13 protein-coding genes are annotated in these 16279 nt (G+C 72.3%); 6 read left to right on the top strand and 7 right to left on the bottom strand.

Annotation, left to right across the window (positions count from 1 at the left end; translation table 11 throughout):
* Positions 1–15 precede the first annotated feature (15 nt).
* Both speB and OM076_RS36445 read right to left on the bottom strand, forming a co-directional pair.
* A complete protein-coding gene (gene speB, locus OM076_RS36450; protein WP_270045100.1) occupies positions 16–996 on the bottom strand; it encodes an agmatinase in 981 nt (326 codons plus the stop codon).
* Positions 993–2426 carry a purine-cytosine permease family protein gene (locus OM076_RS36445; RefSeq protein WP_270045099.1) on the bottom strand — a complete coding sequence of 478 codons (1434 nt, stop codon included), beginning with the start codon at positions 2424–2426 and terminating at the stop codon, positions 993–995. Before OM076_RS36445 ends, speB begins: the two co-directional genes overlap by 4 nt.
* A 70-nt stretch (positions 2427–2496) precedes the next feature.
* Here OM076_RS36445 and OM076_RS36440 point away from each other — a divergent pair, with 70 nt between their 5' ends.
* Both OM076_RS36440 and OM076_RS36435 read left to right on the top strand, forming a co-directional pair.
* The gene (locus OM076_RS36440) at positions 2497–3015 is read left to right on the top strand and encodes a TetR family transcriptional regulator C-terminal domain-containing protein (RefSeq protein WP_270045098.1); all 519 of its coding nucleotides are present in this window, start codon (positions 2497–2499) and stop codon (positions 3013–3015) included.
* Entirely contained in the window at positions 3012–4472 is a 1461-nt protein-coding gene (locus OM076_RS36435) for an LLM class flavin-dependent oxidoreductase (protein ID WP_270045097.1), read from the top strand. Before OM076_RS36440 ends, OM076_RS36435 begins: the two co-directional genes overlap by 4 nt.
* Here the strand turns inward: OM076_RS36435 and OM076_RS36430 are convergent.
* Together OM076_RS36430 and OM076_RS36425 are read right to left on the bottom strand one after the other, a co-directional pair.
* Positions 4469–6124 carry a S8 family peptidase gene (locus tag OM076_RS36430; protein ID WP_270045096.1) on the bottom strand — a complete coding sequence of 552 codons (1656 nt, stop codon included), beginning with the start codon at positions 6122–6124 and terminating at the stop codon, positions 4469–4471. The two genes, OM076_RS36435 and OM076_RS36430, sit on opposite strands and share 4 nt — an antisense overlap.
* Positions 6125–6185: 61 nt before the next feature.
* Complete coding sequence (locus OM076_RS36425; protein ID WP_270045095.1) at positions 6186–6353, bottom strand: hypothetical protein; 168 nt, start codon at positions 6351–6353, stop codon at positions 6186–6188.
* 171 nt (positions 6354–6524) lie between these two features.
* Here OM076_RS36425 and OM076_RS36420 point away from each other — a divergent pair, with 171 nt between their 5' ends.
* From OM076_RS36420 to OM076_RS36405, 4 genes are read left to right on the top strand one after another with little or no spacing between them, the layout of a single operon-like run.
* Positions 6525–6659, top strand: a complete 135-nt coding sequence (locus OM076_RS36420) for a hypothetical protein (RefSeq protein WP_270045094.1) — start codon at positions 6525–6527, stop codon at positions 6657–6659.
* The gene (locus OM076_RS36415) at positions 6656–7339 is read left to right on the top strand and encodes a lysozyme (RefSeq protein ID WP_270045093.1); all 684 of its coding nucleotides are present in this window, start codon (positions 6656–6658) and stop codon (positions 7337–7339) included. Before OM076_RS36420 ends, OM076_RS36415 begins: the two co-directional genes overlap by 4 nt.
* A gap of 25 nt (positions 7340–7364) precedes the next feature.
* Positions 7365–7871, top strand: coding sequence for a hypothetical protein (locus OM076_RS36410; RefSeq protein ID WP_270045092.1), 507 nt, complete (start codon positions 7365–7367; stop codon positions 7869–7871).
* Positions 7868–8542, top strand: coding sequence for an NlpC/P60 family protein (locus OM076_RS36405; RefSeq protein WP_270045091.1), 675 nt, complete (start codon positions 7868–7870; stop codon positions 8540–8542). Before OM076_RS36410 ends, OM076_RS36405 begins: the two co-directional genes overlap by 4 nt.
* A 26-nt stretch (positions 8543–8568) precedes the next feature.
* Here the strand turns inward: OM076_RS36405 and OM076_RS36400 are convergent, their stop codons facing one another.
* The 3 genes from OM076_RS36400 to OM076_RS36390 all read right to left on the bottom strand — a co-directional run.
* Positions 8569–12054: a glycosyltransferase gene (locus tag OM076_RS36400; protein ID WP_270045090.1), complete on the bottom strand. Its 3486-nt coding sequence runs from the start codon at positions 12052–12054 to the stop codon at positions 8569–8571.
* Complete coding sequence (locus OM076_RS36395) at positions 12051–13046, bottom strand: tetratricopeptide repeat protein (protein WP_270045089.1); 996 nt, start codon at positions 13044–13046, stop codon at positions 12051–12053. Before OM076_RS36395 ends, OM076_RS36400 begins: the two co-directional genes overlap by 4 nt.
* Before the next feature lie 12 nt (positions 13047–13058).
* The coding region (locus OM076_RS36390) for an eCIS core domain-containing protein (protein ID WP_270045088.1) at positions 13059–16279 on the bottom strand (3221 nt) is incomplete at its 5' end.

Genomic DNA, 16279 nt, shown 5'->3' with positions numbered 1-16279 from the left:
AGGGGACAGGCCCCTTTAGGTTCGGGCCGGTTCGCGGACGCGGGCGAGGGCGAGGCCGGTGAGCGTCTCGCGGACGACGCGTTCGGCGACGAGGGCGGTGATGTCGCGGGAGCCGATGCGGTCCGGGAGCACCTCGACGATCTCGTGGCCCACGAGGTCGACCGCGCTGGCGATCTCGCGGCACGCCCACAGCAGCTCGCCGGAGGTCATCCCGCCCGGCTCGGGCGTGCCGGTGCCGGGGGCGAACGCGGGGTCGAGGACGTCGATGTCGACGCTGAGGAAGACCGGGCCGGCGCCGACGTGCTCGAGCGCGTCGGCGACGACGGCGCGGATGCCGCGGTCGCGGACGTCGTGCATGAAATGCGAGACGATCCCGCGCTCGGCCTGCCAGCCGAACTCCGTTTCGCCCGGCCAGTAGCCGCGCAGGCCGATCTGGACGTAGCGCGACGGGTCGATGTGGCCGGACTCGACGAGCCGGTACATGCAGGAGCCGTGCGAGAGCGTCGCGCCGAAGACCTCGCGGCCGGTGTCGGTGTGGGTGTCGAAGTGGATCAGGCCGACGGGACCGTGGACCTCCGCGACCGCGCGGATGTCGGGCTCGGCGATCGAGTGGTCGCCGCCGAGGATGACCGGGATCGCTCCCGCCGCGAGCACCTGCGCGACGGTCTCCTGGATCGCGATGTGCGAGCGGACCGGGTCGGCGGGGAGGATCGGGGCGTCGCCGAAGTCGACCACCCGCAGGACCTCGCGCAGCGCGTCGACACCCGCCTCCAAATGCCCGCCCGGCGCGCAGGACGCCGCGCGGATCGCCCGCGGGCCGAACCGCGTTCCCGGCGAGTCCGAGGTCAGCTCGTCCATCGGGGCGCCGACGATCGCCACGTCCGCGCCCTGCAGTTCGGCGGGGTCCTCGGTGTAGGGCAGGCCGGCGTACGTCATCAGGCCGGCGTAGTCGGGCTTCTCGCCGTAGGTGGCCCAGCGAGTCAGTGGATCGATCATGCGGTCTCTCCTTCCGGCCAGACGGCCAGCGCGATGAGGTAGACGGCGGCGGCGACGAGCGCCGAGCCGGCGAGCGAGAGGTCGACGCCGCCGGCGAGGTTCGCCAGCGGGCCGGTGTAGAGGTCGGTGGTGACGGCGAGCAGGCCGAACAGCGAACCCGCGGCCCAGGCGCCGACGGCGCGCAGGTTCCACCCGCGGGTGAACCAGTAGCGCCCGCCCCGCCGGCCTTCGTTGAACGCCTGCAGGTCGTGCGGGTCGTAGGTGCGGCGGCGGGCGACCAGGAACCCGAGCAGGTTGACGACGACCCACGGCGCGGCGACGCCGTTCAGGACGAGCGTCATCGCCGTGATCGAGTCGACCGCGTTCAGCGCGAAGGTGCCGAGGAAGACGAGCGCGATCGCCAGGACGCTCGTGATCAGCGTCGTGTGCACCCGCTTCGCGCCCGGCACGATCGCCGCCAGGTCGAGCCCCGAGGCATACATGTTCAGCACGCCCTGGCCGACGCCGCCCGCGAGCCCGATCAGCAGGATCGGCAGCACGTACCAGCCGGGCGCGGCGGCGACGAGATCGCCCACGTAGGAGTCGCCGAGGTTCGTCAGGCACAGCGCGGTGAACGCGCCGAACAGCGTGGTCGCCAGCAGGCCCCCGAAGACGCCGAGTCCGGCCGCGGCGAGCACGCGCCGGTCGCCGTGGGTCTCCGAGATGCGGCGTGAGTAGTCGCCCAGCGAGGGCGCGTAGGAGAGCGGGCCGGCGGCGGCGACGGTGACCGCGAGCGCCCAGGTCGGCCAGAAGCCGTCGAGGATGTACGCGTGCGAGCCGCCCGCCGAGAAGTGCGGGGCGAAGGCGACGATGCCGAGCAGGAGCAGCACGCCGACGACGGGCACGACGATCTTCTGCAGCGCGACCACGGTGCCGTGTCCGTACAGGGCGACGATGGCGATCTCGGCCGCGATCAGCGCGTAGCCGATCGCCAGCGCGCCGTCGTTGGACGGCGTCCCGAGCAGCCGGTGCGCACCCGCCACGAGCGCGTCCCCGGAGGTCCACACCGCGATCGCCGCGTAGGCGAGGGCGAAGGCGAGCGTCAGCGCCGAGCCCACGAGCCGGCCGGTGACGCCGAAGTGGGCGCCGCTGGCCACGGTGTTGTTGGTCCCGGTGCGCGGACCGAGCAGCGCCAGCGGCGCGGTGATCAGCGTTCCGAGCGCGAGGCCGAGTGCGGACGCCGTGACCGCGCTCCACCACCCGAGCCCGAACGTGATCGGCAGCCAGCCGAAGACGATCACCGAGAACGCGAGGTTCCCGCCGAAGAACACGGCCGCCAGGTTCGCCGGCCGCGAGTCCCGCTCGGCCTCGGGGATGTACGCCACCCCCGCCTCTTCGACCCTGCCCGGGCGGTCCACGACCGCCGTCTCTCCATACGTGATCGTCGCCATGACGCGGCAGAGTAGGTTAGATTGAAAATTCAGTCAAGATCGGGCGCACGATATGGTGCGCCGGTCCGAGATGGCTCCCGACCGCCGCAATCTCATCCTCGATTCCGCGATCACGGTGATCGCGCGGACGGGCGTGCGGGGCCTCCGCGTCGAGGTCGTCGCGGCGGAGGCGGGCGTCGCCGTCTCGCTGATCTACTACTACTTCGGCTCGCGCAAGGGGCTCGTGCGGGCGACGCTCGACCACGCCAACGAGCGCGCGGCGGACGCGGCGCCCTCGGGCGTGCGGGCGACGCTGCTGGCCGAGCTCGACGAGGCGGCGCGCGAGACCAGCGCCGTCTGGGGGGAGATCCAGGCGAGCGCGGTCTTCGACCCCGACCTGCGCGAGCAGGTGCGCGAGGCGACCGACGCGTGGGTGGCGCTGGTGGCCGGAGCGATCGCCGCCGAAGCGCCGGCCGTGGACGCCCAAGCCGCCGCGGAACGGCTCACCGCGCTCGTCGACGGCCTCTCGAACCGCTGGCTCGCCGGCTCGCTCGACCGCGAGCGCGCCCGTGCGCTGCTGGACGCCGCCATCGATCAGGAGCTGGCATGAACGCTGTGCAGTTCGGCGTGTTCATCACCCCGTCCAGCGATCAGCCCGACACGGTCGTCGAGCTCGCGGTGCTGGCCGACCAGGTCGGGCTCGACCTCGTCACCTTCCAGGACCACCCGTACCAACCGAAGCTGCTCGACGCCTGGACGCTGTTGTCGTACGTGGCCGGCAGGACGGAGCGGATCCGGCTCGCCCCGAACGTGCTCAATCTGCCGCTGCGCCCGCCCGCGGTGATGGCGCGCGCCGTCGCCGCGCTGGACCGCTTGAGCGGCGGGCGGGCGGAGCTGGGGATCGGCGCCGGCGGGTTCTGGGACGCGATCGAGCAGATGGGCGGTCGCCGGCTGACGCCCGGCCAGAGCGTGGACGCACTGGCGGAGGCGATCGACCTCATGCGCGCGCTGTGGGTGGGCGAGGGACGCGTGACGTTCGACGGCGACTACTACTCGCTCAAGCGCGCCTCACGCGGTCCGGCGCCGCTGCACCCGCCGGGCCTTTGGATCGGCGCGTACAAGCCGCGGATGCTCGCGCTGACCGGGCGCAAGGGCGATGGCTGGCTGCCGAGCCTGCCGTACCTCAAGGACGGCGACCTGGCGGCGGGCAATGCCGCGATCGACCGCGCGGCGCGCGAGGCGGGTCGCGATCCGGGCGAGATCCGGCGGATGCTCAACCTGCCGCTTCCGGAGGACCCGGTGGCGGAGCTCACCCGCCTCGCGCTCGAGGAGCGGGTCGACACGTTCATCGTCATGGCCGACGACCCGCGGGTGATCGAGGCGCTGGCGGAGATCGCGGTGGCGGTCCGCGACCGCGTGGCGGGAGCGGCGGCCGAACGTGAAGTGCCCGCCGCGCCCGACTCGGGCCTCGCCCTCACACCCACCCCCGACGACGGCACCCGCCTCAGCACACACCTCCCCTGGGACGAATCGACCCGCCCACACCGCGATCCCGACCCCGACACGACCTACACGCCGCGCGGTCGCGCCGCCGGCCAGCATCTGATCGACGTCCACGACATGCTCCGCCGCGAGCTGGACGAGCTGCGCGACCTCGTTCGACAAGTCCGCGCGGGGATCATGACCGCCGGCGCCGCCCGCTCCGAGCTGAACAAGATGGCCCTGCGCCAGAACGACTGGACGCTCGGCGCGTTCTGCTCGCGCTACTGCCGCGTCGTCGCCACCCACCACTCGCTCGAGGACGACTCGATCTTCCCCCACCTCGCCCGCGACCCCGGCTTGAAGCCGGTGATCGATCGCCTCACGGACGAGCACCACGTCATCCATGACGCGATCGAGGCGGTCGACCACGCGCTCGTCGCCCACCTCACCCACCCGGACGACTTCGAGCCGCTCCAAAACGCGATCGACCTGCTCACCGACACGCTGCTCTCGCACCTCTCCTACGAGGAGCGAGAGCTGGTCGAGCCGCTCGCCCGGCTCGGCTTCTACCCCGGTCAGCTCTAGCGCTTCTCGACGGTCAGCGCGTACTCCGCGTCGTAGCGGTCGGCCTTCGTGCTCGGCGCGTAGATGACCACGTAGGCCGTCGCCTTCTGGCTGCTCGAGTTGGTGAACGACAGCGTCTCCGTCTTGCTCTCGCCCTTGGTCGAGAGGCCGACGAGCCCGCGGCGCTTGTAGATCGAGGTGCCCTTGGAGCTGTAGACGCCGAGGTCGGGATCGGTGCCGCGCGCGGTCCGCAGCGTCACCTTGAAGCGCGAGCGGCGGGGCATCTGGATGCGGAAGACGTCGGCGGGGTCCTTCCATGTGTCCACGGCTCCGGTCGCCACCCCGCGGCGGGTGAAGCCCCGGTAGAGGTACGGGTCCGGCTTGTCGAAGCGCTTGCCATCGGTCCATTCGATGTCGTCGTTGACCTCGATGCCGTCGCTCGCGGGCCGCGGCTGCGCGATGGCCGCCGCGAGGTTGACCATGCCGTAGCCGGTGTCGGAGTCGTAGCCCGTCTCGCCCACGTCGGTGGCGCTGTAGCGCAGGATGTCGCCGACCTCGCGCCCGCTCAGCTCCGGCCGCAGCGTCTCCAGCCACGCCGCGACGCCGGCCACGATCGGCGAGGCGAAGCTCGTCCCGTCCAGCCGCATGTAGCCGTCCTGCACACCGTCGGTGGTGTCGAACGCCACGGGGACGGCGGTGAGGACCGACTCGCCGGGCGCGGAGACGTCGACGGCGCCGTTGGCGGTCGAGAAGTCGCTGCTCTTGCCCGACGGGCCGATGGCCGAGACCGAGAGCACGTGCGGGAAGGCCGCGGGGAAGACGACCGGGTTGGTCGTCCCGTCCGGGAGCGCGGTGTCGCGGTCGTTGCCGGCCGCGGCGACGGGGAGCACGCCCTGCGAGACGGCGTAGGCGATCTCGACGAACATCGCGAAGTTCGGGCTGGGCCCTCCCCAGCTCATGTTGATGATCTTGGCCTTGTTCTCGACGGCCATCGAGATGGCCTTGATCAGGTCAGAAGTCGCGAGGCCGGACCCGATCGAGAGCAGCGGCGTGCCCGGGAAGACGCCGACCATCCCGACGCCGTTGGCCTGGCCGGTGATCGTCGAGGCGACCGCGGTGCCGTGCAGGTCGGAGACCGCCGGGTCCCCGATCACCCTGATGCCCTGCAGGTCGGGGTGCGTCGTGTCGACCGCCGAGTCGATCACCGCGGTGAGCGGCGCGCTGGTGACGGGCGGGGGCACGAGGCTGCTGCCGAGCAGGAAGCCGCGCCAGTCGGTCGCGGCGAACTCGTCGTACGGGGGCGGCGGCGGGGGCGGCTCCTGCAACGAGCGCACGAGCGTGTCGGGCTCGGAGAAGCGATAGGCGCTGCTGCGTTTCAGCGCGCCCGCGAACGCGCGGGCCTGTGCGCGCGGCACCACGTAGGTCCCCCGCGGAGAGAGCAGTTGCGCGCCGTAGCGGTCCGCGATCGCGCGGGTGTCGGGCGTCAGGCGCGTGCCGACCAGCCAGCGCGCCGTTTCGGCGCGCGCCGCGGCGGCGCCCTTGCCGGGCAGCGCGTGCGGCGCGGTCATGCCCGGCGGCGCCGACCGAGGACTCCAGGCAAGAGCCGGCGTCGCGAACAGTGCGAGCACCGGGGCGGCCAGCGCGACGGCGAAGGTGATTGGGCGGGGAAGCAAGTGCAGGGCCTTTCGTTACCGGATGACGAACCGGTGGGGAGATCCGGTCACGTGGCCGACCCTATAGGGCCTCGAGACCGCGGTGGATCTTCTTGCGGCGGCGAGCGCACGCGCGAGTGGGTGCGGCGTCGGGATCGTGCGTGAGAGCGACCGTGGCGGCGGCGAGCCAGGAGGCGACGACGGTCGCCAGTGGGCCTCGCAGCCACACGGTTCGGGTGATCGAAAGCATGACCCGCATACTGCTCGCTCCCAGCCGCCCGCACATCAGGGATCACCCCTGGTTCTACCCCGGTCTTTTGCGCCAGGGGTACTAGGGGTCGCGACCAGGGTCACGTATCAGCGGCCCCGCGAAGCGGGTCTTTAAGGCGTAAGTGTCCCCCCGTTTCCAGGAGGAAACACCTTGGATACCGAAGACGTCGCGGCGCTGGAGGACCCGGCCGCCGACGACATCCCGGAGAACGAGCTCCCCGACGACGACGAGGAGTTCTCGTCCCCGCCGCCCGCGCTCGCCGCATCGCCGACGGAGGCGCCATGAAGACATCGCAGCACGGCATCGAGTTCATCGCCTCGTTCGAGGGGTTCATCGACCACCCGTACCAGGACGCCGTCGGCGTCTGGACGATCGGCTACGGGCACACCGGCCCGGGCACCCGCGGGATGGGCAAGATCTCCCGCACGCGCGGGATGGAACTGCTCGCCGCGGATGTCGGCATCGCCGAGGGCGCCGTCAACGCCCTGCGGCTGCAGCTCACCCAGGGACAGTTCGACGCGCTCGTCTCGATCGCGTTCAACTGCGGCGGCGGCATCCTGGCGGCGACGAGGTCGCTCGGCCAGGCTCTGCGCCAGCCCGGGATGGCCGGCGTCCCGGCCGCGTTCAGGCTCTACACCCACGCGGGCCCGCGGGAACTCCCCGGGCTCGTCCGCCGGCGCGAGGAGGAAGCGAAGATGTGGGGCACGGCGCAGCCCGCCGGTCCGGCCGCGTGGCTGACGCCAAGTGAGCTCCAGCGCTGCCGCGAGCTCGATCGCCTGCGCAAGGTCGAGCACCCGGACCCCGGCCAGCAGCGGCAGATCGCGGAGCTGGTCGGCACGCTCACCACGCAGCGCAAGCGCATCTGGCGCTCAGCCCAGGCGCGCCCGCGCGGCGACGGCCACGGGTGGGACTACCGCAACCGCCGCCAGCGCTACGAGTCGCTGCGCTCCCGCACCACCGCCTGACGAACACGCCCCTGACGGAGACCCCATGGATCCGACATCACCCCCGAAGGACGGCCCCTACGCGATGTGGGTCATCCTTGCCGGCCTCACCGCGATGACCGCGGTGACGCTCGGCGCCCTCATCCGCTACCCGAACCCGACCGCGATCGTGACCGCGCTCGGCCCGGTCACGGGCATCATCGGCACACTCATCGGCGCCTACTTCGGCATGCGCGGGTCCTCGCTCGCGCAGCAGAACGCCAACGCCGCCGAGGTCGCCCGGATCACCGCGTCGAACCCGGTCCCGGCGCCCGTGCCGGCGCCGGTGCCGGATGCCCCCGCGCTCACCGCGGTCACGCAGTACGACCCGACGGCCAACGGGAGCGGCAACGGCAACGGCACGCTGACGACGTCGATCATCGACCAGCTCCGGAAGCAGGACGGCGCCCACGACGGGGACGACGACCCCGGCATCGACCCGGCCGACATGCCCGAAGACGTCCCGCCCGAGGACGAAGGCGACGACCGCGAAGCGCACGGGGTGACGCCATGACGGCCGTCGCGGATGCCGCCATCACGCGCCGCTGGCACCAGCGGCTCGAGATCCGCCGGCACATGCTCGATGACGCGATCGAGGACCTCCACGCCGCGAAGACCCCGGTCGATCGAGCGGAGGCCCAGGCGCGCATCACCCTGCGTCACGAGCAGATCGCCGACGCCAAGGCGGTCCTCGCGCGCCACCGCGTCCCGAAGCTGACGGCGCGCGAGCGAGCGGTCCGCGCGGCGATGCTCGGCTGGACCAACCGCGACTCGATCCACTACACGCAGGACCCCGTCGCGCGCTGGGAGGGCATCGCCAGGAGCCTGCGGGCCGGCAAGGGCCAGTTCCCCACCCACGCGGACTGCTCCTCGTTCTCCACCTGGTGCCTGTGGGACGCGCTCGGCGGACCCGACGCGGGCCCCGACATCGTCAACGGCTCGCGCTGGACGGGCGGCTACACCGGCACCCAGACCGACCACGGCCACGAGGTCGCGATCAACCGGGCCCTCCCGGGCGACCTCGCCTTCTACGGCCCGACCCGCAACAGCATCAACCACGTGACGATCGTCGTCGCGCCGGGCCGCGTGATCTCCCACGGCCAGGAGAGCGGGCCACTCGCGCTCCCGATCGCCTACTCACGCCCAGGCGGCAGCCTGAAGTTCGTCCGTCGCTACCTCCCGTAGGACCCACCCCTCTCGGGCCGGCCGGTTCACGCCGCCGGCCCGAGGACGCGTCCCAGCAGCCGCGCGTGGCGCCCGGACGCATCGCGCGTGAGCTGCTCCGCCTCCGGATGGACGTCGGCGCACAGCCGCGCGAGGCGGCGATCGAGCTCCGCTGCGTAGGGCCGCTCCTGCGCGCCGGCGAGCAGCAGGAAGCCGGCTGGATCGGTGGCCGTGAGCGCGTGGCGCACCGTCGCCGCGCGCTGTCTCGCGTCGCCGAAGTCATGCAGCACGACGTCGTAGGGCGCCTCGGCCGCCCGCCGGTGGGCGTCCCACGTGACGACGCCGTCGTCGCGCAGACCCGTCGCCCGCAACGTCGCCCGCATCGCCTCGGCGTCGCCTTCGTCGCGGGCGACGGCATGCCAGGTGACGGCGCCGGAGCGCGCCGCGACCAGCGCACCCAGCCCGGCGCCCAGGGCCAGCACCCGGCGGGCGGCGACCAGCTCGCAGAGCGCCGCGAACAACGCGGCGGTCTCGAGCGAGAGCGGGGCTCCCGGCAACCGCGCGCGAAGCGGGCCGAGGTCGGCCTTGGCGCGCTCGAACGCGGCGCGCCAGCCCGCGTCACCTCGCGCGGTCACGGCGAACGCGTCGAGCGAGCGCCGTCCGCCGAGCCCGAACGCGCCGAGCGTGGCCAGCGCCGCGATGCCCGACACGCTTCCGCGCCCGTGGGCGATCCGCGACGAGTCGTTGCGGCCGTGGAACGTCACCAGGAACTGTCCGCGTTCGAGTTCCAGGGCCCGCGGACGCACGAGCGTGTGATCGGGCTCGCTCCAGCGCTCGCGCGACCGCAGTTCCGGGCCGTAGACGTGAGCGTAGAACGGGCTCGAGCGCGCCGGCCAGAGCCGCACCTCGCCCGTGCGCAGGTCACACGCGTAGCCGTGATTGAACTGAAAGAACTCGGGCGCGTCGGTGTGCTGCGCGAGCCGGCCGGCAACCCCCGGGGCGTAGAGGTCGTCCGAGTCCACGCGCGTCAGCAGGTAGCGGTCGCGCTCGGGCAGCGCGCGCAGCGCCGCCGGTGCCTCGTCGGCGTACACGAGCCGCACGCGCGGATCGCGGGCGCATCGCGCCAGCGGCTCGGTCTGCTCGCGGCCGGCCGGATCGCAGACGAGCCAGTACTCGAAGTCCTCGTGCTGCTGGGCGAGGATCGACGGCAGCGTGAACGCGAGCCACGTCCGCGCGCGGTCCTCGACCCAGCCGTCGGGCCTCGGTCGCGTGCCGCGACGGAGATCCAGCTGCGACCAGAAGACGAGGTGCGGCGCGGGCGCCGCGGCCCGGCGCGGGGGCGTCGGCCGGCGGCGATCGCCGCGCAGGATCGCCAGGCCGCGACGCTCCTCGCGCACGCTGCAGGTGAACGCGATGTGCTCGGCCCAGCGCGCGATGCACTCCCGCTCGTGCTCACGGCCGGCGTCGTCCAGCCACAGCTCCCACTCGGTCGCGAGGACGTCCTCGAGCGCGAACAACACGGCCCCGCGCCCGTGGCGCAGCGGCGGCGCGTCGGCGAACACGAAGTCGAATGGGCCGTCGAGGGCGGTGTCGTACCACGGGTGGGTGAGGCCGTCGGCGCACTCGCGGGCCAGCAGCGGGGCGACGCGCAGGTCGACCGCGTCCTGAAGGCCGAAGCGGGTGAGCAGCGCGCGAGTGCGCTCCGCGTACTCCGGGTCGTGCTCGAGCGAGGTGACCTGCATGCCGGTCCGCCGCGCTTCGGCGGCGAGCACGGCGGTCGAGATGCCGCTGCCGATCTCGAGCACGTGGCGCGGCGGCCGGTCGCGCAGACGCGCGATGAGGTCGGCGCCGAGCTCCGGCGTGATCGTCCAGCTGCTCCACGGCAGCCCGGAAGCGGCGAGGAGCGCCGTGGCGTCGGCCGTGGGCGCCGCCACGGCGCCGCGGGTGCGCTGCGGGCGGCGTTCGGCCGGTGGGCCCAGCAGGGGGGCGAGTCGCGCCGCCTCCTGCCCGAGCTCCGCGCGCTCGGCAGTCGCCACGCGCGCCTGGGCGAGGTCGCGGATCGTCGTCGTCAGCGTGGTGCGGTCGATGTGCCCCGCCTCGTGGCGGCGGAACGCGTGGTAGGCGAAGCGATACATCCGCTCGAGCTCGCGCCGCGCATGCATGCGACGCGACGAGCGCAGACCGGTGTCCAGCGCCGTCGTCAGCGACTCCGGGCGCATCCGCCAGTGGTAGAGCGGCGCGGGTTCGTCGATGATCCGGTCGGTCATCAGCAGCGCGTTGACCAGGAAGGTGTCGTAGCCGATCGTGAACCCGGCGTAGAAGCCGCCGAGCCCGCTGACGGCCTGCGCGCGGAACACGCCGACCTGATGCGCGCGGTGCTCGAAACGCGGCCCGATCCGGTGCGAGCGCACCCCGGGCACGACCCGCACCGGCGTGCCCGGGGCGAGGTGGCGGTAGGCGGCCGAGACGGCGAGCGCGCCGCCGTCCTCGCGCAGCCGGGCGACCAGCCGCTCGATCAGGTCCGGGTCACTCCAGTCGTCGGCGTCGTGGAGCATCAGGTACGGGCTGCGCGTCGCCTGCAGCACGACCTGGTCGGCGAAGTAGCGCCCGCGGTTGCGGGTGAGATCGAAGCGCACCAGCCGCGGGTCGTCGATGTCGGCCAGCACGTCCCAAGGCGGCTCGGGGTCGCCGTCGTTGGTCACGACGACGGTCAACTCGCGGTGCGTCTGGGCGAGCAGGCTCTCGACGCACTGGCGGACGTAGTCGCGGCAGCGGAAGTACGGGACGCTGACGGTGACGTGCTCGTCCTCGGGGCGGACGCGGGCTTGGAGCGCGCGACCGCTCGCCGCGGCGCGGTAGGCGGCGACGTCGTCGCCCATCAGGGCCTCGGCCTCGGCGGCGGGTACCTCCGTCCAACGGCGCCCGGCGGGCCGTTTAACGCTCGTGTTGCCCGGGTGCACGGTGGCGACGTAGAAGCGATGGTCGGCGTGGGCGTGCACGCGCAGCCCGCGCGCGGTCCACACGAAGCGGGTGTCCTCGCCGACGTCGAGCTCGGGGAAGGGGTGCCGTAGCCACGCCTCGCGCGTGAAGCACAGCGTCCCGCCCGCGACCCACGGCCGCTCGCCGCGCTCCGGATAGCGGTAGCGCCAGGCGCGGGGCTCGCCGGGCCGGAGGAAGTAGAGCTCGCGCAGGCCGGCGATGTCCGCATGGTGCTCGCGCAGGTCGCGCAACTGGTAGGAGATGCGCCAGGGCGCGGACCAGTCATCGTCGTCCCAGTGCACGAGCACCTCGCCCGCCGCGCGGCGGCACGCGAGGTTGCGCTTGGCGCCGAGTGTCAGCTTGCGGCTGACGCGCTCATAGGAGATCCGCGGGTGGTCGGGGATCAGGTCCGCGACCGGGTCGTCGCCGTCGTCGATGACGATCAGCTCGCGCTGGGCGTGGTCCTGGCGCAGGAAGCAGTCGATCGCCAGCGGGACGAACGGTCGCCGCCCGCTGGTGGGCATCAGGCAGGAGACAAGGGTCTCCCGGGTCACGCGGTCTCCGCCAGGAACGCGGTCGCGCGCGCCGCGTAGCTCCCGCCGCCCTCGGCGACGGACCGCATCAGCTCGCGTGCCTCGTCGTCGCGCCCGAGCTCACCCAGCGCCCCGGCGCGGTAGAACGTCGCCCGCTCGGTGGCCTCAACGGCCTCGAGCAGCGCCAGCGCGGCGGCCGCGTCCCCGCAGGAGAGCCGCAGGACGCCGAGGTCCATCCGGGCTTCGTCGTGCGCCGCGTCGAGCGACAGGACGCGCTCGAGCTCGAGCGCGGCCTCGTCGCGGCGCCCGCGGGCCAGCAGCGCGGTCGCCAGGTGCCGGCGGGCGCCGGTGTCGTCGGGTGCCAGGAGCAGCGCGCGGCGCAGCGCGTCCTCGGCCGAGCCGAGGTCCGAGCGCAGCAGGAGCACGATGCCGAGCCGGCTCCATCCGCTCGCCTCGGTCGGGTCGAGGTCGACGGCTCGGCGCAGGATCGCCGCCGCCTCGCCGAGCCGCTGCCGAGCGGCCACCGCGGTGCCGAGCGACACGAGCAGCGAGGCGTCCAGCGGCGCCAGCGCGGCTGCCCGGCGCCAGGCGTGCTCGGCCTGCTCGACGTCGCCGGTCAGCAGCAGGACCGTCGCGAGGCTGTCCCACGCGAGCACGCTGTCCGCGTCGAGCTCGATCGCCGCCGCGAGGTGCTCGAGACCGCGCTCCGTGTCACCGGTGGCGACGAGCGTGTTGCCGAGGTTGGTGCGGGCGGCGGCGCTCGTCCCGTCCAGCTCGACCGACCGCTCGCAGAGCGCCAGCGCCTCCTCGTGGCGCCCGCGCTGGGCGAACAGGAAGCCGAGGTTGTTGAGCGCGGTCGCGTTCGCGGGGTCGAGCCGGAGGGCTTCCTCGTACTCGCGCTGGGCGCCCTCGGCGTCGCCCGCGTAGTGGCGCAGCGCGCCGCGATCGGAGTGCTCGCGGCTCGGCGAGTCGCCCGCCGGGGCCTCGAGGAACTGGGTCGGTCCGGTGGACATTGCTGACTCCTCTCAGACGATCGACTTCACGAGGCCCTTGAGCAGGTCCCCGGCGTCGATCTGCGGGTACTCGAACTCGACGTCGCTGAGCGCGACGTCGAAGGCCTTGCCCTCCTCGTAGTGCACGGGGAACTTGACGCCGAAGCGCAAGTTGGACCCGTACTCGAACTGCGCGAGCTTCCAGCGCTCGTCGTACAGCGTCGAGGTGCCGAAGAGGTAGTCGACGGTCACGTTCGCGTACGCGGTCAGGTCGAACACGAACTTCGGTTGCACGAACGTGCTCAGCGACGCGTCGAGCACGAGGCCCTTGCCCGGCGTCCAGTCGATCTGCAGGTTGCTCTGCATGGCGGCGTCGAGGCCGAGCGCCGCGCCCACCTCCAGGCCCACCTCCGCGCTGACGATCGGGATGCCGGCGCCCACCCCGCCCTTCACGAACAGCCGCAGGCCCGCGTGGGCGGGGATGTAGAGCTCCGCGGCGCCGGTGACGTGCGTCGCCGCCTCGTCGTCCGGGTTGTAGGTCACGCCCAGCTCGGCCTTCCGGATCTGACCCGGGCCGATCGACGCCTCCGCGTCGAGCCCGCCGCCGATGGTGGCGAAGATGCCCACCCGCTGGCCGAGCACGCTGAATCCGACGATCGGGATGTCGATCCCGATCGAGAAGATGCGCTTGCTGAGCTTCTTCTCGTCGAAGATGTCCAGCGTCGACGGCAGCCCGATCTTCCCGCTGACGATCAGCTCGCCCTTCGGCGTGACCTGCATCCCGACCGTGCCCTGCAGCCACTTGGCCAGCCGGACGGTGACCTCGCCCTTGCCGAAGGCGGTCAGCTTGTTCGTCGGCTCGCCCGCGGGCTTTCCGTCGTCGCCCACCGGACGGTTGGTCGCACCGATGCCGACCGAGCCCTTGAGCATCCCGCGCTCGTACGCGGCGGTGCCGAAGACCTCGAACGCCCCGTCCTCGTAGCGCCCGGTGACGGTCGCCGTGATGCCGGGGATCCCGGCGGTCGCCTCGATCTCGCCGCTGACCTTCCACGCGCCCTCGGGCGCCTTGTTGACCTTGACGCCGATCGTCCCGCTCTTGAGCGCGGGGATGCTGTTGGAGAGCTGGAGCTTCCCGGCGATCTCGAGCCCGGTCGTCTTGTCGTAGACGAGGCTCACCGCGCCGCGCTCGACGCCGGGGATGTCCATCACGACGTCGCCCGCGGCCTCGATGCGGTCCTCGTCGATCGCGGCGGTGATCGTGGCCGACTTGACGCCCTTGAGTTTCTTCGGGCCGATGACCAGCTTGCCCGCACCGCTGAACTTCCCGTTCTTGTAGCCGACGGTGATCATCGCCTCGTCGAACAGCTCGCTGTCGAGATTGAGCGTCCCGATGAGCTCGAAGACCGGGGCCTCGCCCTTCGATGCCGCCGAGGCCTCAATGAGGCCTGTACCGAGGCCTTCGATCACGAACGGCACGCGGCCGATCAACGCGAACCCGTGCGTGCCGAACTGCACCTCGAGCGAGGAGCCCGTGACCTTGACCGGCCCTGGGAACGCCAGCTCACCGCCGCTGAAGACCCGGCTCAGGTAGACGCCCTTGCCGTCGATCTTCAGGTCGAGCCCGAGCTTGTCGATCAACGGCACCGACGGCGTCAGCTTGCCCGCCGCGACGATCCCCTGGTCCCAGTCGAACGCGATCTCGTCGATCGTGATCGGGCTCATCGGCGGAACCTTCAGCTGCTGGACCAACGCGTTGTGTATCGCGGTGGGATTCACGTAGCCGCCGAACGCCACGCCCTCCATCGGGCCGATCTCGATGTTGTCGACGGGGAACTTCTCGACGCCTTTGGAGTTGGCGAAGAGCCTCGCCTTGACGAACTTCGCGCTCGACGTGTACGTGACGCCGAGGATCTCGACGGTCTTGCTGATCTCGGGATGCTTGAGCGTGCCGACGCCGTTGGCGTTGATCGGCACCGCCCGGTGCTTGCCGCCCTCCTTGCGCTCGAAGAGCGAGATCTCCTGCTCTGAGCCGCTCAGCCGAGCCGCCTCGTCGCCTGCGTCCTCGAGCGCCGCGAGCGACTTCCCCGTCTCGATGTCGGTCTTCTCGTAGTTCTTCTTCGGGTTGCCGTCGTAGTTCTTGGCCGGGACGAGCTTCTCGACGGAGATCGACTTGTACGAGTCGCGCACCTCCTCGGCCTCCGGCTTGTTGCGCAGATTGTCCGGCGCCGCATTCACGAGCTTGGCGATCGAGGCTTTCACCTCGTCCTTGATGACGCGCCCGGAGGACTGATTGGCCTCGGACTGCAGGAGCCAGAGGTTGGAGACCTCGCGATCCGGGCCGCCGATCTGGTACTCCCATCTGTGATCGACGTCGAACGACGTCGGCTGGCCGTTGATGTCCCAGCTCGGACGGCGCGCGCGTCGGAGCACCGTCTTTTCCGGGCCGATGACGTACGTGTTCGTCCCGTTCTTCGGCTTCAGGTAGTAGATCGGCTCGGCGACATCCTTCATCTTGCGCGGCTTCGCCTTGAGGTAGGAGATGTCCGGGCCTTCGCCGAAGCTGCCTTCCCAGTCCTCGCGCTGCTTGTCGGCCCTCGGCGGCCGGCGCTTGAGCTCGACCAACGTGGCGTCGGTCAGCTTCGCCTTGAAGTCGGGGACCTTGAGGGAGGACAGCCGCATGGTCTGGGCGGCGGGATCGATCGAGCCCGGCCCCTTCGCCGTCGGCTGCTCAGGCCATTTGTCGATGAGCGGGCCTTCGACTTTCTTCTTCGCCGGCGCGTCCTTCTTTGGCGCGCGGGCGACGGAATCCGATTGCTGGGCGACGTGGGTGGCTTCGTGGGCCATCAGGCCGACGTCGTGGTCGCTCTCGCCGTGGCCGAGCCAGATGTCGGATCCGTGGGTGAAGGCGCGGGCGTCGATCGAGCGGGCGGCGTCCTGGGCGGCGGCGTCGTCGTGGACGCGCACGCCGCGCAGGTCGACCGGCATGCGGCGCTCGATCGACTCGCGCGTCTGGGGAGCGAGTGGGCGGCCTTGGCCGGGGGAGGCGATCGCGTCGGTCACCGGGGAGGGTGCGGCGCGGGGCGGAGAGTCGGCGCCGGTGGCGGCGCGGGCGACCGGCTTCGTCGTCGCGGCGGGCTTGGCGGCCGGCTTGGGCTCGCCGGCGGCGGGCTTGGCGGCGCGGGCGACCGGCTTGGCGGCCGGTTTCGGCTCGCCGGCGGCGGGCTTGGCGGCGCGCGCGACCGGCTTGGCGGCCG

The organism is Solirubrobacter ginsenosidimutans (genome assembly GCF_027587205.1).
The sequence above is the reverse complement of the archived record's forward strand: the minus strand, read 5'-3'. Positions and strand labels throughout refer to the sequence as shown.

Bases quoted from the DNA above. Each gene is read 5' to 3' on its own strand.
- OM076_RS36415 (WP_270045093.1), top strand. From the start codon at position 6,656: ATGAAGACATCGCAGCACGGCATCGAGTTCATCGCCTCGTTCGAGGGG.
- OM076_RS36410 (WP_270045092.1), top strand. From the start codon at position 7,365: ATGGATCCGACATCACCCCCGAAGGACGGCCCCTACGCGATGTGGGTC.
- OM076_RS36445 (WP_270045099.1), bottom strand. From the start codon at position 2,426: ATGGCGACGATCACGTATGGAGAGACGGCGGTCGTGGACCGCCCGGGC.
- OM076_RS36395 (WP_270045089.1), bottom strand. From the start codon at position 13,046: ATGTCCACCGGACCGACCCAGTTCCTCGAGGCCCCGGCGGGCGACTCG.
- OM076_RS36440 (WP_270045098.1), top strand. From the start codon at position 2,497: ATGGCTCCCGACCGCCGCAATCTCATCCTCGATTCCGCGATCACGGTG.
- OM076_RS36425 (WP_270045095.1), bottom strand. From the start codon at position 6,353: ATGCTTTCGATCACCCGAACCGTGTGGCTGCGAGGCCCACTGGCGACC.
- OM076_RS36405 (WP_270045091.1), top strand. From the start codon at position 7,868: ATGACGGCCGTCGCGGATGCCGCCATCACGCGCCGCTGGCACCAGCGG.
- speB (WP_270045100.1), bottom strand. From the start codon at position 996: ATGATCGATCCACTGACTCGCTGGGCCACCTACGGCGAGAAGCCCGAC.
- OM076_RS36435 (WP_270045097.1), top strand. From the start codon at position 3,012: ATGAACGCTGTGCAGTTCGGCGTGTTCATCACCCCGTCCAGCGATCAG.